The sequence below is a fragment of the Micromonospora sp. ATLC20 genome (assembly GCF_057196585.1).
This window is the reverse complement of record NZ_JBXUOV010000006.1, coordinates 40,935-64,150: the sequence shown is the minus strand read 5'-3', so window position 1 is coordinate 64,150 and position 23,216 is coordinate 40,935. Positions and strand designations below refer to the sequence as shown.

The following is a 23,216-nucleotide window of genomic DNA, read 5'->3' as shown; positions in this document are numbered from 1 at the left end:
TCCGCACCGCGCGGGGCGGCATACCCGTCAGGAGGGCTCCGAACCTCCGGCGGACGATCCGGCAGCGGCGGAAGGCTCGAAGAGGTGCGCGAACGCGGCCAGGTTCGCTGTCGACTCGCCGCGCTTGACCCGCCACTCCCACTCCCGGCGGATGGCGGTGCCGAACCCGATCTCCAGCATGCTGTCGAACGACTCGTCCGCGTACGTCAGCACGGAACCGAGCAGCCGGTCCAGCTCGTCGGCGTCCACCCCGGCCAGGTTCACCCGCCCGGTCAGGTAGACGTCGCCGACCGCGTCGATGGAGAACGAGACGCCGTACATGCGGGCGTTGCGCTGGAGCAGCCACGCCCACAGCTCCTCGCGGCGCTCTTCCGGCTGGCGCATCACGAACGCCTCGACCCGCAGCGCGTGCTCACCCACGATCAGGTTGCAGATCGTCTTGAGCTTGTGCGTGCCGGGCAGCGTCACCGCGTACGACGCCTCGCCGGTGGACTCCCACTCCAGCTCGCGCTCCGCGCAGACGGACTCGATCAGCGCGGCGACCTCACTCCTGCGGCTCATCGCACCCACTCTACGACCGGCGTACCGGGGCCGCCCGGTGGCCGGTGGAGATCACCAGGAGCACAGCGCGGCCGGCTCGCCGAGCCGCCGCGCCAGCCGGGCCCGGTGCTCGGTGATCGCCTCCCCGTAGACCGCGAGCAGGCCGGCGGCGGTGCGGTGCCAGGAGAAGTCCCGGGCGTGCCGCTCGGCGCCGCGGCCCAGCGCGGCACGGCGTACCGGATCGGGCAGCAGGCGGGCCAGCGCGCGGGCCCAGTCGACCGGGTCGTGCCCGTCGATGAGCATGCCGCTGACGCCGTCGCGTACCGCCGTCACCAGGCCGCCCACGGCGGCGGCCAGCACCGGCGTGCCGCACGCCTGGGCCTCCAGCGCGACCAGCCCGAACGACTCGTTGTGCGACGGCACCGCGACCAGGTCGGCGGCGCGGTAGAGGGCGGGCAGGTCCGCGCCGGTCTGCGGCGGGAGGAAACGCACCCGGTCGGCGATGCCGAGCGCGTGCGCCAGCTCGATCAGGGCGGTGGGCCGGTCCAGGCCGCTGCCGCTGGGCCCGCCGCAGATCACCACGGTCAGCTCGTCGGCCAGCGCCGGATCCCGTTCACGCAGCGCGGCGGCGGCACGCACCAGCACGTCCGGCGCCTTCAGCGGCTGGATCCGGCCGACGAACGCGACCACGTACCCGTCTGTCGGCAGGCCGAGCCGGCGGCGCGCGGCCCGGGTCGCGGCGTCCCGATCGCCCGCGGCGGGACGGAACCGGTCCAGGTCGACGCCGGGTTCCACGATCGCCACCCGGTCCGGCTCGGCCGCGTACCGGTCGAGCAGGTCGCGGGCCTCGACCCGGGTGTTGGCGACCAGCCGGTCCGCCTCGGTGACCACCTGCTCCTCACCGATCACCCGGGCCTTCGGCTCGGGACGGTCCCCGGCGGCCAGGCGCGCGTTCTTGACCTTCGCCAGGGTGTGCGCGGTGTGCACCAGCGGTACGCCCCAGCGCTCCTTGGCCAGCCAGCCGACCTGGCCGGAGAGCCAGTAGTGCGAGTGGATCAGGTCGTAGTGGCCCGGCGGGCGGGCCGCCTCGGCCCGCAGCACCCCGGCGGTGAAGGCGCAGAGCTGACCCGGCAGTTCCTCCTTGGTCAGCCCCTCCAGTGGCCCGGCGGTCACGTGCCGGACGGACACCCCGGGCGCCACCTCGACCACCGGGGGCAGGTCACCGGCGGTGGCCCTGGTGAAGATCTCCACCTCGACGTCGGCCTCGGCCAGCCGCCGGGCCACCTCCAGGATGTAGACGTTCATGCCGCCCGCGTCACCGGTGCCGGGCTGGTGCAGCGGCGACGTGTGCACCGACAGGGTGGCGATACGGCGGGGCCGCGGCCACGGAAGGGCACCTCGCTGACGACCGACACCGGTGTGCAAATCCGCCACGTCCGCTCCCTCTGTCACGGTTGATGCCGTCCCGCACGACCGGCGCTTCTCGGTCAACCCGTGTGCCGGATGTCATCTTCCCCATCGGGGTACGGAAATGCTTTCCGCCGGGTCCCGGGCGTGACGGACCTCATCCCGCCGCGCGGCCCGGCGACGGGAGACAATGTCCGGATGACTTCAGTCGCCATCGTCACCGGGGCGTCCAGCGGGATCGGCGCGGCCACCGCCCGCCGGCTCGCCGCCGAGGGATTCCACGTGCTGGCCGCCGCCCGGCGTACCGACCGGCTGGCCGCGCTGGTCGCCCAGATCGAGGCGGCCGGCGGCGCGGCTACAGCGGTGGCCTGCGACGTGGCCTCGGACGAGTCGGTGGCCGGCCTGGCCGCCGCCGCCGAGGCCGCCCCCGGGCCGGTCACGCTGCTGGTGAACAACGCGGGCGGCGCCCGCGGCCTGGACCCGGTCGAGACCGCCGACGTGGGCGACTGGCAGTGGATGTACGACGTGAACGTGCTCGGCACGCTGCGCGTCACCAAGGCGCTGCTCCCGGCGCTGGAGCGCTCCGGCGCCGGCACCGTCGTGATCGTCAGCTCCACCGCCGGGCACGTGGTCTACGAGGGCGGCGGCGGCTACACGGCCGCCAAGCACGCGCAGACCGCGATCGCGGGCACGCTCCGGCTCGAACTGTGCGGCCGGCCGGTCCGGGTGATCGAGATCGACCCCGGCATGGTGAAGACCGAGGAGTTCGGCCTGGTCCGCTTCGGCGGTGACACCGACCGGGCCGAGGCGGTCTACGCCGGAGTCGCCGAACCGTTGGTGGCCGACGACGTCGCAGACTGCGTCGCCTGGTGCGCGACCCGCCCGCAGCACGTCAACATCGACCAGCTCGTGGTGCGCCCGCTGGCCCAGGCCGCGCAGCACAAGGTGCACCGGACGTCGTGAAGCGCGAGGAGTGAGCCGGTCTTGCGAGCCCCGCAGTCGCGAACCCTAAAGATGCGTGAAGCGCGAGGAGTGAGCCGGTCTTGCGAGCCCCGCAGTCGCTGACCCGGAGGCACTGATGGAACGTCCGCTCGGCGTGGCCACCCGGGGCACGACGAACCCCAACCGGCTCCGGCGGGTGGACAACTGGATCGTCGAGGCCTGCGGCGACGCGCTACGCGCCGCCGCCGACCCGCTGGTGGTGGACCTGGGCTACGGCGCCACCCCGGTCACCCCGGTCGAACTGCGGGCCCGTCTCGCGGCCGGGGTCCGCCCGGACGTGCGGGTGGTCGGCCTGGAGATCGATCCGGTACGCGTCGCCGCCGCCCTGCCGGCCGCCGACCCGCCCGGGCTGACGTTCGCCAGGGGCGGCTTCGAACTGGCCGGACTGCGTCCCGCGCTGGTCCGGGCCTTCAACGTGCTCCGCCAGTACGACGAGAGCGAGGTGGCCGACGCCTGGCGTACCGTCACCGGGCGGCTCGCGCCGGGCGGGCTGCTGGTCGAGGGCACCTGCGACGAACTGGGGCGGCTCGGCTCCTGGGTACTGCTCGACGCCACCGGACCGCGCACCCTCACCCTGTCGGCGAAGCTGACCACGCTGGAGAGCCCGGCCACGCTCGCCGAGCGGCTGCCGAAGGTGCTGATCCACCGCAACGTGCCGGGTGAACGCGTCCACGACCTGATCGAGGCGCTGGAACAGGCTTGGCGCTCCGCCGCCGGCTACGCCCCGTTCGGTCCTCGGCAGCGCTGGCTGCGTACGGTCGAGGCGGTGAAGGAGTCAGGCTGGCCGATCCAGGACACCCCCCGCACCTGGCGCCACGGCTACCTGACGCTCCCCTGGCCCGCCGTGGCCCCCCGCTGACCGCGCCGCCCTCGCCCCGCCCCCGCGCTCATCACCCGCCGCGCCCGCTGGCCGCTAGCCGCCAGCCGTTTAGCCGCCGATCTTGGAGTTATGGCGCCTCGAATGCCCGATAAGCGCATTTCGCGAGGTGCCACAACTCCAAGATCGACGAAAACCACCCTTCCGTGGAGCCCTGATCTCGGCGAGCCCTCTCCCGACAGGTTGATCTTGCACTTTCTGCCCCGGCAAAGCGGGCTAGACCGCCCAAACCGAGGGCCGGAAGTGCAAGATCGCGGGGGTGAGGGCAGGGCCGGGGCCGGGGGATGGGTCAGATGGTGCAGTTGATGAGGACCGGCTCGGGGTGGAGGGTTACGCCGAAGCGGGACTGGACGCCGTCGCGGATCTCGCGCGCCAGCGCCACCAGCGCGGCCGTACTGGCGGTGCCGGAGCGGTTCGTGAGCGCCAGCGTGTGCTTGCTGGAGATGGCGACGCCCTCCGGGCCCGCGTATCCCTTGCCGAACCCGGCCTTGTCGATCAGCCACGCCGCGCTGACCTTCACCGCGCCGTCGGCACCCGGCCAGTGCGGCGGCTCCCCCACGTCGGCGGCGCGCTCCCGCATCTGCTCGAACACCTCGCCCGGCAGCACCGGGTTGGTGAAGAACGAGCCCACCGACCAGGTGTCCGGGTCGGTGGGGTCGAGCACCATGCCCTTGCCGGCGCGCAGCTTGCGCACCGTGGCGCGGGCGTCGGCGAGCGGCACCCGGTCGCCCACCTCGACGCCGAGCGCCCGGGCCAGTTCGGCGTAGCGGACCGGGCCGGACAGCGGGGAGCGGGTGAGCCGGAAGTCGACGGTGAGCACCACCCAGCGGTCGCTGTACTTGAAGATGCTGCCCCGGTAGACGAACCCGCAGTCCGCCGCGGCGATCCGCACCACCTCGCGGCGGGTACGGTCGTACGCCTCGACGGCGACGATCGTCTCGGCGACCTCCTGGCCGTACGCGCCGACGTTCTGGATCGGGGTCGCGCCGGCCGAGCCCGGGATGCCGGAGAGGCACTCCAGCCCGGACCAGCCGCGCTCGACGGTGGCGGCGACGAGGTCGTCCCACGGCTCGCCGGCTTCGACACGTACCGTGACGGTGTCGCCGTCCTCGGCGACGGCCTGGAACCCCCGGGAGCGGACGAGCACGACGGTTCCGGGGAAGCCCTGGTCGCCGATCACGACGTTGCTGCCGCCCGCCAGCACCAGCACGGCCTGCTCTCGGGCTTCCGCTTCCTGCACCTTTAGTACGATCTGGGCGGCGTTCTCGGCGGTCTCCAGCCGCCCGGCGGGTCCGCCGAGCCGGAGCGTGGTGTAGCGCGCCAGGGTGGCCGGATCGGTCGGGTCACCGGCAGTAGCCGGTTCGGCGTAGACGTCTGACACGCCTTTCACCCTAGGCTGAGGGGTAGCCGGAGCACCCACTGGTGGCCCGGTCACCCCCGGGAGGATGGCGATGAGCAGACTGCACCACACGAAGGACTTCTGGATCGGCGCGCTGCGTACGGAGGGCCCCGCCTTCGCCGCGGCGGTGGCCGAGGCGCCGCCCGAGACACCCGTGCTGTCCTGTCCCGGCTGGACTGTCACCGATCTCGCTCATCACCTGACCCGCGTGTACGTCTGGGCGGGCACCGTGCTGTCCACGGGCGGCGCCACGCGCCCGGAGCGGCACGACCCGGAGCCGCCGGCGGGTCTGACCGCGGCGCAGTGGTACGCGCAGGAGTACGAGCGGCTCACCGCGCTGCTGGAGGCGACGGATCCGGAGGCGCCGGCCTGGAACTTCGCGCCCCAGCCGAAGAAGGCAGCCTTCTGGCCGCGCCGGATGGCGCACGAGACGGCCGTGCACCGCTGGGACGCCCAGCTCGCGATCGGTGCGGGTGATCCGATCGAGGCGAAGCTCGCGGCCGACGGGGTGAGCGAGGTGCTGGACACCTGGCTGCCGGCGGGCCGGCGGGTGCAGCCCGGGCAGTGGCGCGGCGTGGTGCAGCTGAACGCGACAGACGCGGCGCAGGAGTGGTACCTGCGGTTGCGGGGTGAGGGGGTCGCGCTGCTGGACACCGCGACGATCCTCGACCACGACGACCACCGCGCGCGGGCGCAGGTGTCCGGTACGGCGAGCGATCTGCTGCTGGCGCTGATGGGGCGGATCAGCTTCGACGCGCTGGACGTGGCGGGCGACCCGGCCCTGCTCGGGGGCCTGCGGGTCGGCTGACGACGGGCACCGGACGGAGAGGGGCGGCGGCCGCCCCTCTCCGTTTCTTTTCGGACAGCTCTGAGAGCGCTCTCTTGACAAGGTCCCGGACCCTCCACCACGCTGTCGTGAGAGCGCTCTCTTAGTTCCGGAACCGCCTTCCACCACCCTTTTCGACGACCCGAGAGGTCAGGGACAGCATGCTCACCTTCACGCGCCGCCGCCTGGCGGCGGTGGCCCTGGTCGCCGCCACCGCATTGCTCGGCACCACCGCCTGCGGCGGCGGTGACGATGCCGCCGCCGACGGGCCGATAACGCTCACCGTCGACGTCTTCGGCCAGTTCGGTTACGCCGATCTCTACCAGGAGTACATGGCCAGCCACCCCGGCGTGAAGATCGTCGAGCGGGGCACCGGCGGCAACCTCGACGAGTACTCCCCGAAGCTCACCCAGTGGCTCGCCGCGGGCAAGGGCGCCGGCGACGTGGTCGCCATCGAGGAGGGGCTGCTCGTCGAGTACAAGGCCAACCCGCAGAACTTCGTCAACCTGCTCGACCACGGCGCGGCCGACCTGAAGGGCAACTTCCTCGACTGGAAGTGGAACCAGGGGCTCACCGCCGACGGCAAGCAGCTCATCGGCCTCGGCACTGATGTCGGCGGCATGGCGATGTGCTACCGCACCGACCTGTTCGCCAAGGCCGGTCTGCCCACCGACCGGGAGGCCGTGTCCAAGCTCTGGCCCACCTGGCAGGACTACATCAAGGTCGGTGAGCAGTTCACCGCGAAGAAGACGGGCGCGTCGTTCCTGGACGCCGCGACCAACACGTTCAACACGATCCTGCTCCAGACCGCCGGCAACAGCAGCGGCTACAGCTACTACGACACCGGCAACAACCTGGTCGTCGGCAGCAACCCGGCGGTGAAGCAGGCGTACGACACCACGATGGACATCATCGACTCGGGGCTGTCCGGCAAGTACGGCTCCTGGTCCGAGGAGTGGGTCTCGGCGTTCAAGCAGTCGAAGTTCGCCACCATCGCCTGCCCGGCCTGGATGACCGGCGTGATCGAGGGCAACGCGGGCGCCGGCGCCAAGGGCAAGTGGGACATCGCCCAGATCCCCGGCAACGGCGGCAACTGGGGTGGCTCGTTCCTCGCCGTGCCGAAGCAGAGCAAGCACCAGGCCGAGGCGATCGAGCTGGCCAAGTTCCTGACCAGCGCCAAGGGTCAGATCGGCGCGTTCAAGGCGAAGGGTCCCCTGCCCTCCTCGCCGCAGGCGCTGGAGGACCCGGCGATCATCGACTCGAAGAACGCCTACTTCTCCGAGGCGCCGGTCGGGAAGATCTTCGCCGAGGGCGCCAAGAGCCTGAAGCCGGTCTACATGGGACCGAAGAACCAGGCCGTACGCACCGAGGTGGAGAACGCCGTCCGCTCGGTGGAGCTGGGCAAGCGCTCACCGGAGCAGGGCTGGACCGATGCGGTCGCCAACGCCGAGAAGGCCGCCGCCAAGTAACCCGAGCAGCGCGTGCGGGCGGCCACCCGGCCACGGGGGCCGCCCGCACGGCGGAAAGGAGTCCCGGGTCATGGCCGTCCAGCTCGACGCCCGCCCGCCGGTCACACCGGCACCCCGTCCCACCCGTCCCGGCCTGGGCAACCGGCTCAGCCGGCTCGACACCAGGTACTCGCCGTACCTGTTCATCGCCCCGTTCTTCCTGCTGTTCGGCGTCTTCGGGGCGTACCCGCTGGCGTACACGTTCTGGGTCTCGCTGCACGACTGGGACCTGCTCGGCGCCGAGCACCCGTTCATCGGCTTCGACAACTACACGCAACTGCTCGCCGACTCGGACTTCTGGCACTCGGTCGTCAACACGCTGGGCATCTTCGTGATCTCCACGGTCCCCCAGCTGCTCGCCGCGCTCTGGCTGGCCAACCTGCTCAACCGGCAGCTGCGGGCCCGTACCACCTGGCGGATGGCGGTGCTGATCCCGAACGTCACCTCGACCGCCGCCGTGGCGATCGTGTTCGCGGTGCTGTTCGGCCGCGAGTTCGGCATGATCAACTGGCTGCTCGACCACGTCGGGATCAGCGCGATCGACTGGAAGGCGAACCGGTTCGCCGCCTGGGTCGCCATCTCCACCATGGTCGACTGGCGCTGGACCGGCTACAACGCGCTGATCTTCCTCGCCGCCATGCAGGCCATCCCCCGCGACCTGTACGAGTCGGCGGCGATCGACGGGGCCGGCCGGGCCCGGCAGTTCTGGTCCATCACGGTGCCGCTGCTCAAGCCGACGATCATCTTCGCGGTCATCATCTCCACCATCGGCGGTCTCCAGCTCTTCACCGAGCCGCGGATGTTCAACTCCGGCACCAACGCGATCCGCGGCGGGCCGCTGCGGGAGTCGCAGACGGTGACCATGTACATGTTCGAGAACGCCTTCGCGCCGCACTACAACTTCGGCTACGGATCGGCGGTCGCCTGGCTGCTGTTCGCGCTCATCGCTGTGGTCGCGGCGATAAACGTCCTGCTCCTGCGCCGGCTCGGCGGCGGCTCCCGCAAGGAGGTCTCCCGATGACCCGCCTCTGGTCGGCAAGCCGGCTCACCTACCTGGCGCTGACCCTCTCGGCCGTCCTGTCGATCTTCCCGATCTACTGGATGTTCGTGGTGGCCAGCCGCACCAGCGACACGATGGGCCAGGTGCCGCCGCCGCTCACCCCCGGCGGCAACCTCGGCGCCAACATCGCCCGGCTGTTCGACAACACCGACGCGTACTTCCTGACCGGTCTGATCAACTCGGCCATCGTGGCCACCACCGTCACGATCTCGGTGGTGTTCTTCTCCACGCTGGCCGGGTTCGCGTTCGCCAAGCTGCGCTTCCGCGGGCGCAACGCGCTGCTGCTGGTCATCGTCGCCACCATGATGGTGCCCACCCAGCTCGGCGTGATCCCGCTCTACCTGCTGATGACGAAGCTGAACTGGAACGACCGGCTGCCCGCCGTGATCGTGCCGGCGCTGGTCACCGGCTTCGGCGTGTTCATGATGCGCCAGTACGCCGGCCAGGCGGTGAGCACCGAGCTGATCGAGGCGGCCCGGATGGACGGCTGCAACACCGCGCGGATCTACTGGAACGTGGTGCTGCCCGCGCTGCGACCGGCCGCCGCCGTCCTCGGCCTGCTCACGTTCATGACCACCTGGAACGACTTCCTGTGGCCGTACGCGGTGCTGAACGACCCGGAGAACCCGACGGTGCAGCTGTCGCTGCGGGCCCTCTCCGACGGGTACTACCAGGACATGTCGCAGGTGTTCACCGGCACGGCGATCGCCACGCTGCCGCTGCTGCTGGTGTTCATCGTCTTCGGCCGCCAGATCATCGGCGGGATCATGGAAGGTGCGGTCAAGGCATGAGCAACGTCCGATTCCCGGAGGGCTTCGTCTGGGGCGGGGCCACCGCCGCGTACCAGATCGAGGGCGCCGCCCGCGACGACGGTCGCGGCCCGTCGATCTGGGACACCTTCAGCCGTACGCCGGGCGCGGTGTTCGCCGGCCACACCGGCGACGTGGCCTGCGGCCACTACCACCGGTACGCCGAGGACGTCGCGCTGATGGCCGAGCTGGGGCTGCGGGCGTACCGGTTCTCGGTGTCCTGGCCCCGGGTGCGGCCGGACGGCACCGGCCCGGTGGAGCCGCGCGGGCTGGACTTCTACGACCGGCTGACCGACGCGCTGCTGGACGCCGGCCTCGACCCGATCGTCACGCTCTACCACTGGGACCTGCCGCAGGCGCTGGAGGACCGGGGCGGCTGGACCGTCCGGGAGACCGCCGAGCACTTCGCCGAGTACGCGCTCGCCGTGCACGGCCGCCTCGGCGACCGGGTCCGCACCTGGACCACGCTCAACGAGCCGTGGTGCTCGGCCTACCTCGGGTACGGCTCCGGGGTGCACGCGCCGGGACGCCGCGACGCCGGTGACGCGTTCCGGGCCGTACACCATCTGCTGCTCGGCCACGGCCTGGCGGCGCGGGCGCTGCGCGCGGCCGGCGCGGAGACGCTCGGGATCACGCTCAACCTGGCCGACGTGCAGCCGGCGGACGCGGGCAGCGCCGCCGACGCCGAGGCGGTCCGGCTGGTCGACGGCCTGCACAACCGGATCTTCCTGGACCCGCTCACCGGCGGCGGCTACCCGGCGGACGTGCTGGCCCACGTCAGCCGGATCGTCGCGCCCGACTTCGTCAGGGACGGGGACGAGAAGCTGATCGCCGCGCCGCTGGACCTGCTCGGCCTGAACTACTACGCGCCCACCTACGTGGCCGGGCGTGCGGGCGGCGCGGGCGGCGACGCGTACCCGGGCACCGCCGGGACCGTCGAGTTCCTGCCGCCGGCCGGGCCGCTGACCGACATGGGCTGGTCGATCGAGCCGGCCGGGCTGACCCGGCTGCTGGAGCGCGTCGCGGCCGACTATCCCGGACTACCCCTGATGATCACCGAGAACGGCGGGGCGTTCCCCGACAACGACCTCGACGAGCAGGGCGGGGTGGCCGACGCCGACCGGATCGCCTACCTCGACGGGCACCTGCGCGCGGCACACGAAGCCATCGCCCGCGGCGTGGACCTGCGCGGTTATCTCGTATGGTCGGTGCTGGACAACTTCGAATGGGCCGAGGGTTACCGGAAGCGGTTCGGGATCGTCCACGTCGACTACCTGACCCAGCGGCGCACACCAAAGCACAGCGCCCGCTGGTACCAGGAGGTGATCGCCCGGAACGGGCTGTGACGAGGTGGTGGTTACGGGGATGACGACGGCACAGCGACCGACCCTGGAGGCGGTGGCCCGGCTGGCCGGCGTGTCCCGGGCAACCGTCTCCCGGGTGGTGAACGGCTCGACCACTGTCGCCGAGCCGATCCGGCAGGCGGTACGCCGGGCGGTCGAGGAACTCGGGTACGTCCCGAACCTCGCCGCCCGCAGCCTGGTCACCCAGCGGACCGACTCGGTCGCGCTGGTGATGCCCGAGGCGGCCACCCGGGTCTTCTCCGACGACCAGGTGTTCCCGGGCATCATCCGGGGCGCGGCACAGGAGCTGGAGGCGGCGGACAAGCAGCTCGTGCTGATGCTCGCCGGTTCGCCGGCCGGGCACGAACGGGTCGAGCGGTACACCACCGGGCGCCACGTCGACGGGGTGCTGTTCGCCTCGCTGCACGGCGAGGACCCGCTGCCCGGCCGGCTGGCCCGCCTCGGCATCCCGGTGGTGTGCAGCGGGCGGCCGCTGGACGGCGCCGACGTGCCGTACGTGGACGTCGACCACGAAGGCGGCGTGAGCACTGCGGTGCGGCACCTGATCGCGAGCGGCCGGCGGCGGATCGCCACCATCGCCGGGCCGCAGGACATGGTCGCCGGGATCGAACGGCTGATCGGCTACCGCAGCGCGATCACCGAGGCCGGGCTGCCGGAGCTGGTCGCGTACGGCGACTTCACCCGCGAGTCCGGCACCGCCGCGATGCGCGAGCTGCTCGCCGCCGACCCGGAACTGGACGCCGTGTTCGCCGCCTCCGACCTGATGGCGCACGCCGCCCTGCGCACGCTGCGGGAGTCCGGGCGGCGGGTGCCCGAGGACGTGGCGGTGATCGGGTTCGACGACATCGAGACGGCGGCGTACACGGAGCCGCCGCTGACCACGGTGCGGCAGCCGATAGTGGAGCTGGGCCGGTCGATGACCCGGCAACTGCTGCGGATCGCCGCAGGCGAGCAGGTCGAGCAGGCGCTGGTGCTGCCCACGGAGTTGGTGCTGCGCGAGTCCGCGTAAGGAAGGGCCCCCTCTTAGCGCCTCAGGTCGAGGAGGGGGCCCTTATTAACAGCCCGCCGGGTGACAGCCCGCCGCGCGTTAACCGGTCGCGGGGCGGGCGGCGGCGGGGCTAGGGTCCGCCGGATGAGTGCAGCCGAGATCCGCCCCGCCCGCCCCGACGACGCGCCCGCCGTGGTGGCGTTGCGCGCGCTCGTCTTTCCCTATCTGGTGCGCGGCGTCGAGCCGACCCGCCGCATGATCGCCGAACCACCGCCCGGCGAGGACTGGGCGGCCTGGGTCGCCGAGGCGGACGGCGAGGTAGTCGGCTGGGCGTCGGCGTACCGCAACACGCAGACCTCGACGCCCGGCGTGGGGATGATCTCCCTGCTGCACGTGCACCCGGAGCACCGGCGCCGGGGCACCGGCACCACGCTGATCGACACCGCGCTCGGGCACCTGCTGACGCTCGGGTCCACCGAGGTGCTCACCTACGCGCATACCGAGTCGCTGCCGTTCGCGCAGCGGCACGGCTTCACGCCCAGCCGGGAGGTGCGTTACTCGGCGCTGGACCTGAGCACGCCCCCGCCGATGCCGCAGGCGCCGCCGGACGTACGGCTGGTGTCCGCCGCCGCGCTCGACCCGCGCCAGGTGCACCGGGTCGACGCCGAGGCGTCCCGGGACGAGCCGGGGGACGTGCCGACGGACTCGCTCGGCTTCGACCTGTGGCGGTACGAGTGCTGGGACAACCCGGGGCTGGACCGGGAGGCGAGCACACTCGCCGAGGTGGACGGGGAACTCGTCGCGCTCAGCCTGGTCCAGCGGGACGGTGAACGGATGTGGTCGGACTTCACCGGCACGCTGCCCGCGTACCGGGGGCGAGGGCTGGCCCGGCTGGCCAAGCAGGCTGCACTCCACCGCGCCGCGGCACGTGGGGCTCGCACCGCGTACACCTCGAACCACGAGGTGAACGCGCCGATGCTGGCGATCAACGAGCGGCTCGGCTACCGGCCGGTGGACAGCCAGTGGTCGTGCCGGCGAACGCTCAGCTGAGCCCGGCGGCCACCCGCACCGCTGCGGCGTACGTATCGGCGCCGAACAGCACCAGCCGCGCCTCGGTGACGTGCTCCGGGGTGGCCGCGTGCAGCACGGTGAGCGCCTGCGTCACCGCGTCCTCGACCGGCCAGCCGTAGATCCCGGCGGAGATGAGCGGGAACGCGACGCTCGTCGCGCCGAGCCCGTCGGCGATGCGCAGGCTGTTGGCGTAGCAGTCGCGCAGCAGCGCCGAACGGTCCTCGCGCGGCGAGAAGACCGGGCCGACCGTGTGCACCACCCAGCGGGCGGGCAGGTTGCCGGCGGTGGTGGCGACGGCCTGGCCGGTGGGCAGCCCGCGCCCGTAGCGGGAGGCACGCAGCGCGCGGCACTCCTCCAGGATCGCCGGTCCACCGCGCCGGTGGATCGCGCCGTCCACTCCGCCGCCGCCGAGCAGCGACGAGTTGGCGGCGTTGACTATCGCGTCGACCTGCTGCGCGGTGATGTCCCCCTCGATCAGGACGGTGTCCATCTCAGCTCTCCTCGATCGGCTGGCCCAGCGAGCGGCGGGCCAGCAGCGCGGCCCCGGCGACGGCGGCCGGCATGACCAGCACCGCGCCGAGCGGGATCAGGAAGCACAGGAAGACCGCTACCCCGAAACCGAGCGCCGTCGGCCGGTCGGCCCGCAGCCGCACCCGCCGGTCCGGCAGCCGCATCCCGCGCCGGTAGAACGGCGCGCCGACCAGCTCCAGCGCCAGGAACCAGCCACCCACCAGGGCACCGACCACCGGGACCACCGTCTGTCCCACCACCGGGATGAAACCGGCGGCGAACAGGGGTACGCCGATCAGCGCGGACAGCGCCACCAGACGCAGCGAGTCGGCGAGGCTGCGCCGCAGCGAGGACCAGAACGGCACGTCCACCGCGCCGGGGGTGCCGCCGAGCCGGTCCTCGACCCGCTCGGAGATCGCCTCGTAGAACGGGTCGCCGATGACGAGCGTGACGGCGGTGAACGTGAGCACCCCGACCAGCCCGGCGACCCCGACCACCGCCAGCCCGGCGGCGACCCGCAGCAGCCCGCGCCAGGGCGACGACCAGTCGTCGGCGAACGGGGTGAGCCAGCCCGCCAGGTCGTCGACGAAGTAGAGCAGCGTGGCGAACAGGGCCACGTAGAGCGCGCCGGTGATCAGCGCCGGGATCACGCCGAGCAGCATCAGCTTCGGGCTGCGGACGTACATGCCGAAGCCGCGCAGCAGCAGCCCGGCACCGCCGAGGAAGCGGGTGGCCGCGCCGGTGACCGGCGCGATCGTACGGGAGGCGTTCACGACGGCACAGCCTAATCTGCCGGTGCACCACAATGGGCGGGTGCGTGCGTCCCGGCTGATCTCGCTTGTGCTGCTGCTCCAGTCGCGGGAGACGATGACCGCCGCCGAGCTTGCCCGCGAGCTGGAGGTGTCCGAGCGGACCGTCTACCGGGACGTGCTGGCGCTCTCCGCCGCCGGTGTCCCGGTGTACGCGGACCGGGGCCGGGCCGGCGGCTACCGGCTGCTCGGCGGCTACCGGACCCGGCTGACCGGGTTGAGCCGGGACGAGGCCGAGGCGCTGTTCCTGGCCGGGCTGCCCGGACCCGCAGGGGACATGGGACTTGCCGACTCGGTCGCCGCCGCCGAGCTGAAGGTGCTCGCCGCGCTGCCGCCGAGCCTGCGGGACGCGCCCGCGCGTACCGGGCAGCGGTTCCACCTGGACGTGCCCGGCTGGTTCCGGGAGACGACGCCGCCGCCGGCACTCGCCGAGCTGGCCCGGGCGGTCTGGCGGGACCTGATGGTGGAACTGCGCTACCGGCGCGGGGACCGGGAGGTGACCCGCAGGCTGGCGCCGTACGGGCTGGTGCTGAAGAACGGGGTCTGGTACCTGGTCGGCCGGGTCGGTGACGGCTGGCGGACGTACCGGGTGGACCGGGTGGCGGCGGTCGAGGTGGGCGCCGACGGGTTCGACCGGGACGAGGCCTTCGACCTCGGGGCGTACTGGCGGGAGCAGGCCGGCGCGTTCCTGCGTGAGCTGCTGCGGGAGCGGGTGACGGTGCGGCTCGGCCCGGCCGGGCTGCGGGCGCTGCGGCACCTGGTGGACGCGCCGTTCGTCTACGCCGAGGCGGTGGACGCGGCCGGGCCGCCGGACGAGCAGGGCCGGCTGGTGCTGCGGCTGCCGGTCGAGTCGGTGGACGTCGCGTACACCCAGTTGCTGGCGCTCGGCCCGGAGGTGGAGGTGCTGGCGCCGCCGCGGCTGCGGGCACGCTTCGCCGAGGCGACCCGCCGCGCGGCGGCGCTCTACACCGATCCGCCGTCCGACGGTCAGCGGTAGCCGTCCGGGTCGGCGGGCTTGCCCGGCTTGACCACCTCCTCGTAGTAGCGGGCCCAGTGCGGGCGGCTGCCGTCGACGTCGGTGAAGCCGTACACCTGGGCCAGGCCGCCGCTGTCCAGCGACTGCCCGTTCCAGCGGGCCCGGTCCGGGTCGGCGGCCAGGGCCGCCACCGCGCGCCCGACGAGCGCCGGCGTCTCCGACATGACGAAGTGCGGCTCGGTCTTCGCGGCGTCGCGCCAGGTGGCCTCGGTGACGCCGTAGTGTTCGAGCATCGCCTCCGAGCGCAGCCAGCCCGGCGTGAGCGCGACGGCGGTGCAGCCGTGCGGGGCCAGCTCGTGCGCCTGGCTGAAGCCGAGCCGGTTCACCGACACCTTCGCCAGGTCGTAGAAGACCGACAGGCGGTACTCCCTGTCGTTGTGCTCCTTGGTGCCGTCGCCGATCTCGACGACCAGCCCGCCGGGCTTGCGGATCAGCAGCGGCAACGCGAAATGGCTGGTGATGATGTGCGTGTCGACCGCGAGCCGCAGCATGCGGAAACCGGCGTCGAGCGGCTGCTCCCAGACCGGCTTCTCCCAGGTGATCAGCGGATCGCCGCCCCAGACGTCGTTCACCAGCACGTCGAGGCGGCCCTGCTCGGCGTCGATCCGCTCGACCAGGCGGCGTACCTGCTCGGGGTCGAGGTGGTCGACGGCGACGGCGATGCCGGTGCCTCCGGCGGCGGTGACCAGCTCGGCGGTCTCCTCGATCGTCTCCGGCCGGTCCATCTCGGAGCGGCGCTCGCGGGTGGTGCGGCCGGTGGCGTAGACGGTGGCCCCGGCGGCGCCGAGCTGCACGGCGATCTGCCGGCCGGCGCCCCGGGTCGCGCCCGCGACGAGCGCGACAGTTCCGGTCAGTGGTGAGTTCATGGGATCACCGTGTCAGCGATACCTGACAGCGGAAGTCCGGTTTCCCGAACGAACCGAATAGGCGATCATCACCGGTATGCACCTGCTGCTGTCCGGGATCGTCGGTTCGGTCGCGTACGGGCTGGCCGGTCCCGGGTCGGACACCGACCGGATCGGCGTGTTCGCCGCGCCCACAGTCGCGTTCCACGGCCTGCGCCCGCCGCGCGAGTCGGTGGTCACCACCGATCCGGACGTCACGCTCCACGAGGCCCGCAAGTACGCGCTGCTGGCGCTGAGCGGCAACCCGACCGCCACCGAGCTGATGTGGCTGCCCGAGGACTGCTACGAGACCCGTACCGGATTCGGCGAGGAGCTGATCGCGATCCGCTCGGCGTTCCTCAGCGCGCCGCGGGTCCGCGACGCCTACCTCGGGTACGCCTCACAGCAGTTCCGCAAGCTCGCCGCCGCCCCGGCGGACAGCGGTGGAGGACGGCGTTCGGCGAAGCACGCCCGGCACCTGGCCCGGCTGCTGCACCAGGGCCGGACGCTGTACGCGACAGGCGTGCTGGAGATCCGCCTCGCCGACCCGGAGTGGTTCCGCGCGTTCGGCGAACGGGTCGCCGGCGGCGCGGTGGACGAGGCGCAGTCCCTGGTGGCGGCCGCCGAGGCGGAGTTCGACCGAACCCGATCGCCGCTGCCGGAGCGCCCGGACGAGGAGACGGTGGAACGCTGGCTGCTCGCCGTCCGCGCGGCGTACCTGCCGCGCTGAGCGGGTCAGTCCGCCAGGCGCACGCGTACCCGGCGGTTGGCCCGCCCCTTGCTCTCCACCTTGACCACCTGGACCTTGCCGATCTGGGCGGTGGAGGCGACGTGCGTGCCGCCGTCGGCCTGCACGTCCAGCCCGACGATGTCGACGATCCGCACCTCCTGCTCCTCCGGCGGGATCAGGTTCGACTGGGTACGGATGATGTCCGGCAGGGCGAGCGCCTCGGCGCGCGGCAGCACCCGCACCGCCACCGACCGGTCGGCCGCCACCTCGGCGTTCACCAGTTCCTCGATGCGGGCCTTGAAGTCCGGCGGCACCTCGGGGAGGTTGAAGTCCATCCGCGCCTCGCCCGGCTCCATGTTGCCGCCGGTGACGAGCGCGCCGAAGTCGCGGAACACCACGCCGCAGAGCACGTGCAGGCCGGAGTGGGTGCGCATCAGCATCGTCCGGCGGGCGTCCTCCACCGCGCCGACCACCTCGGTGCCGACCGGGGGCACCGGGTCACCCTCGGCCGGGATCAGCCACAGGTCGTCGCCCTTGCGGGTGCCGACGATCCGGGTCTGTACGCCCTGCCAGAGCAGCACCCCGTGATCCGGCGGCTGCCCGCCGCCACCCGGGTAGAACGCGGACCGGTCCAGCACGATGCCCTGCTCGGGATCGGCCTCCAGCACCCGGCAGGTCCACTCGCGCAGGGTCGGATCGGCGAGGTCGAGCCGGTGCGTACGGCCGTGGTGTGTGACGCCCATGGACGGCGACGTTACCCGTTCAGGAACTCCGAGACGCGCTCCCGCAGGTCGGCGCGCTCCGTCCAGAGCACGCCGGGCCTGTCGTACACGTGCAGGGTGGCGTTCGGGAGCGCGGCGGCGAGCCGTTCGGCGACGGCGACCGGGTGCAGGTCGTCCTCGGCGGCGGCGATGACCAGCGCCGGCGCGGTGACCGCGGCGAGCACCCCGGCGTGGTCGAGCGGGGCCTGGGCGGGCAGGTCGGCCAGCCCCGGCGCGAGCCCGTCACGCAGCAGCTGGTCGAGCCGTTGCCGCAGGTACGCCCACCCGGCCGGGGTGTTGCGCACCGACGGCGGCAGTTCCAGCGACACCGCGTCGGCCAGTGCCGAGGCGTCGCCCTCGGCCACCGCGTCGAGCAGGCCGGTGAGCCGGGCGCGGGCCACCTCGCCGCGCGGTGTGTCCAGCACGGCAGGCAGGAAGAAGACGAGCCGCTCGAAGCGTTCCGGGCTCTCCGCGAGCAGCCGGCACAGCGCGCCCGCGCCGAGGCTGGCGCCGAACGCCCGGGTCGCGCCGCCCAGGTCCGCGACGGCGCGCAGGTCGCGGGCGAGGTCCAGGTAGCTCCACGGCCCGGGCGGGGAGTCGGAGCGGCCGTGCCCGCGGAACTGGAAGAAGACGCGCCGCCCGGCGACGCCGCTGCCGAACGGGCGGGTGGTGGCGATGCCGCTGCCCAGCCCGTGCGCGAACACGGTGACCGGGTCACCGGTGCCGGTGACCAGCCGTTCCAGGCTCACCCCGTGCGGGGTGGCGACCAGCTCCGTCTCCGGCTCGGGCAGCGCGGGACGCCCGGTCCGGGGCGCGCCGGGGCCGGGCCCCCAGGTGCGGGGACCGCCGTCCGGCGGCGGAGGCCAGCGGAAACCTCTCACCAGGACCCTCGGCCGTCGTGCAGATCCCGCAGGCCGGGCCGCACGTCGAGTAGGTAGATCAGACCGGCGGCGATGCCGATCAGTCCGAACAGGCTGATCGGGCCGAAGCCGAGCAGGGTCAGCAGCAGGCAGACCGCCAGGATGGCGACCCAGCCGCCCTTGGGCAGCGTGCCGAGCGCGGCGAAACCGTCGCCGCGCTGGGTGACCGCATGCACCAGCGCCACTCCCTGTACGACCAGGGCGAAGACGAGCAGGATCAGCTGGATCACGTCTTGGACTGCGAACGCGAAGATCGGCGCGGCGATGGCCATGGGGGCAAGCTTATGCCGAGACCCCGGAAACGTCCGACAAGACGTTGTCCGGGGTCCGGTGGAGCATCAGGTCACTCGGCGGCCGGGCGGGTCCGCTTCGTGGCCTTCGGCAGCTTCGCCGACGGGGTGGCCGGCTTGGTCGCCTTGGTGGCGGTCGTCTTGGCGACGGCCTTGGTCGCGGTCGCCTTGGTGGCGCGGGTGCGCTTCACCGCGGCCGGCTTGGCGGCCACCACCTCGGCCACCTCGGCCGGGCTGGGCACCTCGGTCGCCGCGGCGGCCTTCGGCGCGGTCTCCGGCTTCGGGGTGATCTCGGTCTTCGAGGCGACCTCGGTGCCGGTCGCCGCGGTGGCCTCGATGTCGGCGTTCACCGTGTCGGCGGCCTCCAGCACGTCGGCGCCGACGACGCGCTCACCACGGGCGACCAACTCGGCGTACGCGGCCAGCGCGCGCTCCTGCGCGGCGTGCGCCCCGGCCACCACGACGGCGGCGTTGCGGGTGGCGGCCTCGCGGAGCTTGTCCAGGTTCGCCGCCTCGCGCAGCTTCTCCAGGTTGGCGGCCTCGCGGAGCTGGTCGAGGTCGGTGGCGACGGCGCGGTCGCGCAGCCCGGTGGCGGCCTGGTTGGCGGTCTTCAGCGTCTCGGTGGCCTTCTGGCGCAGCTCGAAGCCGGTGACGACGGCCTTGCCGCCGAGGTCGGTCACGACCCGGGTGCCGAGGCCGCTGACCACGGTGGGCAGCTTGCGCAGCTGCTCCAGGGCCAGCTCACCGGCGCCGGCGGCGGCGTAGAGGGGTGCGGGGATGCGGTTGGTCTTCGGCTGGGTGGTCATGACTGCTCCTCTTCGGCCGCACCGGCGGCCTTCCGGGCCGCCCGGCGGGCGGTCGTGTCCTGCGGGGCGGCGGTGGTCGGGGCGGGCGCGGTGGTCGGGGCGGGCGCGGCACCCGCTTCGGTGACGGCCACCGATTCGAGGACCGCCTCGGTCGGCGTGCCCTCCGGCGTGACCGGACCGGTCGCGGCCGCCGCCACCGTCGCCGGGGCCTCCGGCGCGGTGGCGGGCTCGGTCGCGGCGGTCTTCTCGGCCGTCTCCGCCGTCGTGGCCGCCTCGGTCGCCTCGGCCAGGCGGGCGTTCTCGCGCCGGAACGTCTCGTAGATCTGGGTGAGCGACTGCTTCTGGGCCATGGTCAGCTCGGGGTCGACGGCGATCGCCGCGAGCACGCCCTGGCCCTCCTTGTCGTCCAGCAGCCCGGCACGCAGGTACATCGCCGGGGTGGAGACACGAAGTGCGCTGGCGAGCTGCTGGAGCACCTCGGCACTCGGCTTGCGCAGCCCGCGCTCGATCTGGCTCAGGTAGGGATTGCTGACGCCCGCCTGCTCGGCGAGCTGGCGCAGTGAGATCTTCGCGTTGCGCCGCAGGTCGCGAATGAACCCGCCGACATCGGGAAGGTCCTTGCTGGTGGCCATGACTCAACGCTAGCTCGGGCCGCTAACTACTGCAAGCAAAACGCTAGCCAGAGTTAGCAGGGTCACCGAAGGTGGGTTGCGGAGGCCATGTCCGGTCCGTACCGTTCTCCCCCGTGACCAAGATCGATATCAACGGTGCCCAGCTCGCGTACGACGAGAGCGGCACCGGCACCGCCGTGGTGCTGCTGCACGCCGGCATCGCGGACCGGCGGATGTGGCGCGGGCAGATCCCGGCGCTCGCGCAGCGGCATCGGGTGATCGCACTGGACCTGCGCGGCTACGGCGAGTCGGAGCTGCCGACCACGCCGTTCGCCCGCCACGACGACGTGGTCGGGCTGCTCGACGCGCTGGGCGTCGAGCGGGCCGCGCTCGTCGGCTGCTCGTTCGGCGGACGGGTCGCGGTGGACACCGCGCTCGCCCACCCGGAGCGGGTCTCGGCGCTGGCGCTCTTCGGCGCCCCGGTCTCCGGCAACGAGTGGTCCGAGGAGACCGAGCAGCTCTGGGAGGAGCTGGTCGGCGACGTGGACCCGGAGGACTTCGCCGCCACCGCCGCCGGTGAGGTGCGGTTCTGGGTGGTCGGCCCGACCCGCCGGCCGGAGGACGTCGACCCGGAGCTGATCCGGTTCGCCGAGGAGATGGACCGCCGGGCGCTCGCCGCCGAGCAGGCGCTGAGCGCGATCGAGGTGGGCGAGCTGGACCCGCCGGCCATCGACCGGCTGGGCGAGCTGCGCGTACCGGTGCTGGTCGGCACCGGCGCAGACGACCTGGCCGACATCCGCCGGCTGGCCGACCGCATCGCCGACGAGGCCCCCCAGGGCGTACGCATGCCCGACGTCCCCGACGCGGCCCATCTGCTCCCCTTGGAGCGCCCCACCGAGACCAACGCCGCCCTACTGCCCTTCCTCCCCTGACCGCCCCCTCCCTCCCCTTATCACAGATCTTGCACTTGCGGCCCTCGGGGCGCCCGGGATGGGCGATTTGCCGGGGCAGCAAGTGCAAGATCGCCGAGGCTGGGCGAGGCGCGGGAAGGCGCGGGGCGGGGCAGGGCGGGTGGGTTACCAGAGGGGGCGGATGGCTCCTACCGGGAGGCCGCCGCCCAGCAGGGGTGGCTCGGCGTACTCGGTGAGGATCGGGGCGCGCACGTCCAGGCGCGCCAGGGCGGACACCAGGACGGGTGTGCGGGCCCTCGCGGCGCCGTCGTCGATCTTCAGGGCCACGGCGCCGACCTCCGGGATCGCCGCCGCGATCACACCCTCCGCGCCGATCTTGGCGAGCAGACCGGGTACGCCGCGCATCAGCCGCGTGTCCTCCGCCTGGGTGCCGCCGACAAGCTCCGGGTACGCCCGCATCGCGTCCGCCACCGTCCGCTCGACGGTGCCCGGCTCGGCGCCGACCAGCCGCAGAAACGCCCGTGCCAGCCCGGTCAGCGACACGGCCAGCACCGGCGCACCGCAGCCGTCCACCCCGACCGCCGCCGCCCGCTCACCGGTGATCTCCTCGATCGTGGTGGTCAGGCACTGCTGGAGCGGGTGCTCCGGCCGCCAGTAGCCGTCCAACGGCCAGCCCGCCGCCAGGCAGGTGCGCACCATGCCGGCGTGCTTGCCGGAGCAGTTCATCAGCACCCGGGCCGGGCCGCCGCCGGCCCGCAGCACCGCCTCCCGGGCGGCCTCGCCGAACGGCAGGTCCGGCGGGCAGTGCAACGCCTCCTCGGTCAGGCCGGCGTCGCGCAGCAGCGCGGTCACCCGCTCGACGTGGAACTCCTCGCCCGCGTGGCTGGCCGCGACGAGCGCGATGTCGGCCGGATCGGTGAGCGGCAGGCCGGCCCGGAGCATGCCGATCGCCTGCATCGGCTTGCTCGACGAGCGGGGGAAGATCGGCGAGGTGACGTCACCTGCCCCGGCGACCGGCTCACCGGCGGCGTCGAGCACCACCACGGAACCCCGGTGGACGCCCTCCACGAAGCCGGACCGGACCACCTCGGCGAGCGGCACGCCGCCCTCGTACGTTTTTCCCACGGTATGGACGGTACCGAGGGGACGGACCCGGTCGGCGGCGGGGTGACCTGCGACGTCGACCGGGGCGGTACGGGGTCGAAGCGGGGTGCGCCGCTTACCGGACGGTAGCCGGGACGCCGAGCAGCGTACGGGCCTCGGCGGTGGTCAGCGGGGGGCGCTGGGCGAGCTGGGCGAAGCCCACCGCCCGCGCGACGAGCTGCATGTTGGACTCCACCGGGCGGCCCTTGGCGTACGTGACCGTGTCCTCCATGCCGACCCGCAGGTGACCGCCGGTCGACAGCGAGGCCAGCATCACCGGGATGGTGCTGCGGCCGATGCCGGTGGCCGAGAACGTGGTGCCCTCGGGCAGGTCGCGAAGCATCTGCTGGGCCGCCACAAGGGTCGCCGTGGTGCCGGGCATGCCACCCGGTACGCCCATCACGAAGTCGACGTGCACGTGCCCGCCGTGCGGCAGGCCGTACTTGCCGAGCAGCCGCTGCAGGGCGGTGAGGTGGCCCAGGTCGAAGATCTCGTACTCGGGGACGACGCCCCGCTCCTGCAGCCGGGTGTGCAGGTCGACGATGAACTCCCACCGGTTGAGGAACACGTCGTCGCCGAAGTTGACCGTGCCCATGGTGCAGGAGGCCATGTCGGGTGCGGCGTCGAGCACCGCCAGCCGGGCCGACTCCGGGTCGGTCACCGCGCCGCCGGAGGAGAGCTGCACGATCAGGTCGGTGCTCTCCCGCAGCGCCGTCACCGTGTCGCGCAACCGCCCCTGGTCGAGCGTGGGACGCGCGTCGTCGTCGCGGATGTGGACGTGGATCACGGCGGCGCCGAGCGCCTCGCACTCCTTGGCGGTCAGCAGCAGCTCGTCGAGCGTCACCGGCAGCGCCGGCACCTCCGCCTTCGCCGACTCCGCGCCGGTGGGGGCAACCGTGATCAACGTCCCTGTCGTCATGCCCCGGATCCTAGACCGGCACCCGACGCCGGGTC

Annotated in this window: 25 protein-coding genes; 12 read left to right on the top strand and 13 right to left on the bottom strand. The window is 73.0% G+C overall.

Features of this window, described 5'->3' with window-relative positions; translation table 11 throughout:
- Positions 1-27: 27 nt before the first annotated feature.
- Both AC2CHG_RS03085 and mshA read right to left on the bottom strand, forming a co-directional pair.
- Positions 28-561 (bottom strand): type III secretion system chaperone family protein, encoded by a 534-nt coding sequence (locus tag AC2CHG_RS03085; protein ID WP_484524108.1) that lies wholly within the window; start codon positions 559-561, stop codon positions 28-30.
- 51 nt (positions 562-612) lie between these two features.
- Complete coding sequence (mshA, locus tag AC2CHG_RS03080; RefSeq protein WP_262013197.1) at positions 613-1,974, bottom strand: D-inositol-3-phosphate glycosyltransferase; 1,362 nt, start codon at positions 1,972-1,974, stop codon at positions 613-615.
- A 171-nt stretch (positions 1,975-2,145) separates the two neighbouring features.
- Between mshA and AC2CHG_RS03075 the strand changes: the two genes are divergently transcribed.
- The gene (locus AC2CHG_RS03075; RefSeq protein WP_484524107.1) at positions 2,146-2,910 is read left to right on the top strand and encodes an SDR family NAD(P)-dependent oxidoreductase; all 765 of its coding nucleotides are present in this window, start codon (positions 2,146-2,148) and stop codon (positions 2,908-2,910) included.
- A gap of 115 nt (positions 2,911-3,025) precedes the next feature.
- Positions 3,026-3,808, top strand: a complete 783-nt coding sequence (locus AC2CHG_RS03070; protein WP_402814626.1) for a class I SAM-dependent methyltransferase — start codon at positions 3,026-3,028, stop codon at positions 3,806-3,808.
- Between the two features lie 307 nt (positions 3,809-4,115).
- Here the strand turns inward: AC2CHG_RS03070 and AC2CHG_RS03065 are convergent, their stop codons facing one another.
- Entirely contained in the window at positions 4,116-5,207 is a 1,092-nt protein-coding gene (locus AC2CHG_RS03065) for a UDP-N-acetylmuramate dehydrogenase (RefSeq protein ID WP_262013200.1), read from the bottom strand.
- A gap of 70 nt (positions 5,208-5,277) precedes the next feature.
- Between AC2CHG_RS03065 and AC2CHG_RS03060 the strand changes: the two genes are divergently transcribed.
- The 7 genes from AC2CHG_RS03060 (at position 5,278) to AC2CHG_RS03030 (ending at position 12,830) form a co-directional block, all read left to right on the top strand.
- Positions 5,278-6,033 carry a maleylpyruvate isomerase family mycothiol-dependent enzyme gene (locus AC2CHG_RS03060; protein WP_262013201.1) on the top strand — a complete coding sequence of 252 codons (756 nt, stop codon included), beginning with the start codon at positions 5,278-5,280 and terminating at the stop codon, positions 6,031-6,033.
- A 179-nt stretch (positions 6,034-6,212) separates the two neighbouring features.
- On the top strand, positions 6,213-7,520 hold the full coding sequence (locus AC2CHG_RS03055; RefSeq protein ID WP_262013202.1) for an extracellular solute-binding protein: 1,308 nt from the start codon (positions 6,213-6,215) through the stop codon (positions 7,518-7,520).
- Positions 7,521-7,590: 70 nt separating this feature from the next.
- Positions 7,591-8,580: a carbohydrate ABC transporter permease gene (locus tag AC2CHG_RS03050; RefSeq protein ID WP_484524106.1), complete on the top strand. Its 990-nt coding sequence runs from the start codon at positions 7,591-7,593 to the stop codon at positions 8,578-8,580.
- Positions 8,577-9,410 carry a carbohydrate ABC transporter permease gene (locus AC2CHG_RS03045; RefSeq protein WP_030504579.1) on the top strand — a complete coding sequence of 278 codons (834 nt, stop codon included), beginning with the start codon at positions 8,577-8,579 and terminating at the stop codon, positions 9,408-9,410. The genes AC2CHG_RS03050 and AC2CHG_RS03045 overlap by 4 nt, the downstream gene beginning before the upstream one ends.
- Complete coding sequence (locus AC2CHG_RS03040; protein WP_366620289.1) at positions 9,407-10,774, top strand: GH1 family beta-glucosidase; 1,368 nt, start codon at positions 9,407-9,409, stop codon at positions 10,772-10,774. Before AC2CHG_RS03045 ends, AC2CHG_RS03040 begins: the two co-directional genes overlap by 4 nt.
- 19 nt (positions 10,775-10,793) lie before the next feature.
- Entirely contained in the window at positions 10,794-11,801 is a 1,008-nt protein-coding gene (locus AC2CHG_RS03035; protein WP_484524105.1) for a LacI family DNA-binding transcriptional regulator, read from the top strand.
- A 123-nt stretch (positions 11,802-11,924) separates the two neighbouring features.
- The gene (locus AC2CHG_RS03030) at positions 11,925-12,830 is read left to right on the top strand and encodes a GNAT family N-acetyltransferase (protein WP_484524104.1); all 906 of its coding nucleotides are present in this window, start codon (positions 11,925-11,927) and stop codon (positions 12,828-12,830) included.
- Here the strand turns inward: AC2CHG_RS03030 and AC2CHG_RS03025 are convergent.
- Together AC2CHG_RS03025 and AC2CHG_RS03020 are read right to left on the bottom strand one after the other, a co-directional pair.
- Positions 12,823-13,341 (bottom strand): O-acetyl-ADP-ribose deacetylase, encoded by a 519-nt coding sequence (locus AC2CHG_RS03025; protein ID WP_366620283.1) that lies wholly within the window; start codon positions 13,339-13,341, stop codon positions 12,823-12,825. The two genes, AC2CHG_RS03030 and AC2CHG_RS03025, sit on opposite strands and share 8 nt — an antisense overlap.
- Position 13,342: 1 nt before the next feature.
- Positions 13,343-14,134 (bottom strand): EI24 domain-containing protein, encoded by a 792-nt coding sequence (locus AC2CHG_RS03020; protein ID WP_262013207.1) that lies wholly within the window; start codon positions 14,132-14,134, stop codon positions 13,343-13,345.
- Between the two features lie 40 nt (positions 14,135-14,174).
- On the opposite strand from AC2CHG_RS03020, the gene AC2CHG_RS03015 reads away from it, so the two are divergent.
- Positions 14,175-15,167 (top strand): helix-turn-helix transcriptional regulator, encoded by a 993-nt coding sequence (locus tag AC2CHG_RS03015; protein WP_402814637.1) that lies wholly within the window; start codon positions 14,175-14,177, stop codon positions 15,165-15,167.
- Here AC2CHG_RS03015 and AC2CHG_RS03010 read toward each other — a convergent pair.
- Positions 15,158-16,072, bottom strand: coding sequence for an SDR family oxidoreductase (locus AC2CHG_RS03010; RefSeq protein ID WP_402814640.1), 915 nt, complete (start codon positions 16,070-16,072; stop codon positions 15,158-15,160). The genes AC2CHG_RS03015 and AC2CHG_RS03010 overlap by 10 nt on opposite strands.
- A gap of 76 nt (positions 16,073-16,148) precedes the next feature.
- Here AC2CHG_RS03010 and AC2CHG_RS03005 point away from each other — a divergent pair, with 76 nt between their 5' ends.
- Entirely contained in the window at positions 16,149-16,820 is a 672-nt protein-coding gene (locus AC2CHG_RS03005; protein WP_366620277.1) for a nucleotidyltransferase domain-containing protein, read from the top strand.
- 5 nt (positions 16,821-16,825) lie between these two features.
- On the opposite strand, the gene AC2CHG_RS03000 is transcribed toward AC2CHG_RS03005, so the two are convergent.
- From AC2CHG_RS03000 to AC2CHG_RS02980, 5 genes are all read right to left on the bottom strand, one after another.
- Positions 16,826-17,563: an alanyl-tRNA editing protein gene (locus AC2CHG_RS03000; protein ID WP_262013212.1), complete on the bottom strand. Its 738-nt coding sequence runs from the start codon at positions 17,561-17,563 to the stop codon at positions 16,826-16,828.
- Between the two features lie 11 nt (positions 17,564-17,574).
- Positions 17,575-18,462, bottom strand: a complete 888-nt coding sequence (locus AC2CHG_RS02995) for an alpha/beta fold hydrolase (RefSeq protein WP_484524103.1) — start codon at positions 18,460-18,462, stop codon at positions 17,575-17,577.
- Positions 18,459-18,773, bottom strand: coding sequence for a DUF2516 family protein (locus AC2CHG_RS02990; protein ID WP_013288803.1), 315 nt, complete (start codon positions 18,771-18,773; stop codon positions 18,459-18,461). Before AC2CHG_RS02990 ends, AC2CHG_RS02995 begins: the two co-directional genes overlap by 4 nt.
- Before the next feature lie 71 nt (positions 18,774-18,844).
- Positions 18,845-19,597 (bottom strand): hypothetical protein, encoded by a 753-nt coding sequence (locus AC2CHG_RS02985; protein ID WP_484524102.1) that lies wholly within the window; start codon positions 19,595-19,597, stop codon positions 18,845-18,847.
- A complete protein-coding gene (locus AC2CHG_RS02980; RefSeq protein ID WP_366620271.1) occupies positions 19,594-20,229 on the bottom strand; it encodes a helix-turn-helix domain-containing protein in 636 nt (211 codons plus the stop codon). Before AC2CHG_RS02980 ends, AC2CHG_RS02985 begins: the two co-directional genes overlap by 4 nt.
- A gap of 113 nt (positions 20,230-20,342) precedes the next feature.
- Here AC2CHG_RS02980 and AC2CHG_RS02975 point away from each other — a divergent pair, with 113 nt between their 5' ends.
- Positions 20,343-21,140 carry an alpha/beta fold hydrolase gene (locus tag AC2CHG_RS02975; RefSeq protein ID WP_484524101.1) on the top strand — a complete coding sequence of 266 codons (798 nt, stop codon included), beginning with the start codon at positions 20,343-20,345 and terminating at the stop codon, positions 21,138-21,140.
- A gap of 144 nt (positions 21,141-21,284) precedes the next feature.
- Here the strand turns inward: AC2CHG_RS02975 and AC2CHG_RS02970 are convergent, their stop codons facing one another.
- Both AC2CHG_RS02970 and AC2CHG_RS02965 read right to left on the bottom strand, forming a co-directional pair.
- Positions 21,285-22,244 (bottom strand): asparaginase, encoded by a 960-nt coding sequence (locus AC2CHG_RS02970; protein ID WP_484524100.1) that lies wholly within the window; start codon positions 22,242-22,244, stop codon positions 21,285-21,287.
- A gap of 94 nt (positions 22,245-22,338) precedes the next feature.
- Entirely contained in the window at positions 22,339-23,181 is an 843-nt protein-coding gene (locus AC2CHG_RS02965) for a beta-keto acid cleavage family enzyme (protein ID WP_484524099.1), read from the bottom strand.
- Between the last annotated feature and the right edge of the window lie 35 nt (positions 23,182-23,216).

Bases quoted from the DNA above. Each gene is read 5' to 3' on its own strand.
- AC2CHG_RS03010 (WP_402814640.1), bottom strand. From the start codon at position 16,072: ATGAACTCACCACTGACCGGAACTGTCGCGCTCGTCGCGGGCGCGACC.
- AC2CHG_RS02990 (WP_013288803.1), bottom strand. From the start codon at position 18,773: ATGGCCATCGCCGCGCCGATCTTCGCGTTCGCAGTCCAAGACGTGATC.
- AC2CHG_RS02980 (WP_366620271.1), bottom strand. From the start codon at position 20,229: ATGGCCACCAGCAAGGACCTTCCCGATGTCGGCGGGTTCATTCGCGAC.
- AC2CHG_RS03060 (WP_262013201.1), top strand. From the start codon at position 5,278: ATGAGCAGACTGCACCACACGAAGGACTTCTGGATCGGCGCGCTGCGT.
- AC2CHG_RS03005 (WP_366620277.1), top strand. From the start codon at position 16,149: ATGCACCTGCTGCTGTCCGGGATCGTCGGTTCGGTCGCGTACGGGCTG.
- AC2CHG_RS03070 (WP_402814626.1), top strand. From the start codon at position 3,026: ATGGAACGTCCGCTCGGCGTGGCCACCCGGGGCACGACGAACCCCAAC.
- AC2CHG_RS02965 (WP_484524099.1), bottom strand. From the start codon at position 23,181: ATGACGACAGGGACGTTGATCACGGTTGCCCCCACCGGCGCGGAGTCG.
- AC2CHG_RS03035 (WP_484524105.1), top strand. From the start codon at position 10,794: ATGACGACGGCACAGCGACCGACCCTGGAGGCGGTGGCCCGGCTGGCC.
- AC2CHG_RS03085 (WP_484524108.1), bottom strand. From the start codon at position 561: ATGAGCCGCAGGAGTGAGGTCGCCGCGCTGATCGAGTCCGTCTGCGCG.
- AC2CHG_RS02985 (WP_484524102.1), bottom strand. From the start codon at position 19,597: ATGACCACCCAGCCGAAGACCAACCGCATCCCCGCACCCCTCTACGCC.
- AC2CHG_RS03030 (WP_484524104.1), top strand. From the start codon at position 11,925: ATGAGTGCAGCCGAGATCCGCCCCGCCCGCCCCGACGACGCGCCCGCC.
- AC2CHG_RS03055 (WP_262013202.1), top strand. From the start codon at position 6,213: ATGCTCACCTTCACGCGCCGCCGCCTGGCGGCGGTGGCCCTGGTCGCC.
- AC2CHG_RS03000 (WP_262013212.1), bottom strand. From the start codon at position 17,563: ATGGGCGTCACACACCACGGCCGTACGCACCGGCTCGACCTCGCCGAT.
- AC2CHG_RS03025 (WP_366620283.1), bottom strand. From the start codon at position 13,341: ATGGACACCGTCCTGATCGAGGGGGACATCACCGCGCAGCAGGTCGAC.
- AC2CHG_RS03050 (WP_484524106.1), top strand. From the start codon at position 7,591: ATGGCCGTCCAGCTCGACGCCCGCCCGCCGGTCACACCGGCACCCCGT.
- AC2CHG_RS03040 (WP_366620289.1), top strand. From the start codon at position 9,407: ATGAGCAACGTCCGATTCCCGGAGGGCTTCGTCTGGGGCGGGGCCACC.
- AC2CHG_RS03045 (WP_030504579.1), top strand. From the start codon at position 8,577: ATGACCCGCCTCTGGTCGGCAAGCCGGCTCACCTACCTGGCGCTGACC.
- AC2CHG_RS03075 (WP_484524107.1), top strand. From the start codon at position 2,146: ATGACTTCAGTCGCCATCGTCACCGGGGCGTCCAGCGGGATCGGCGCG.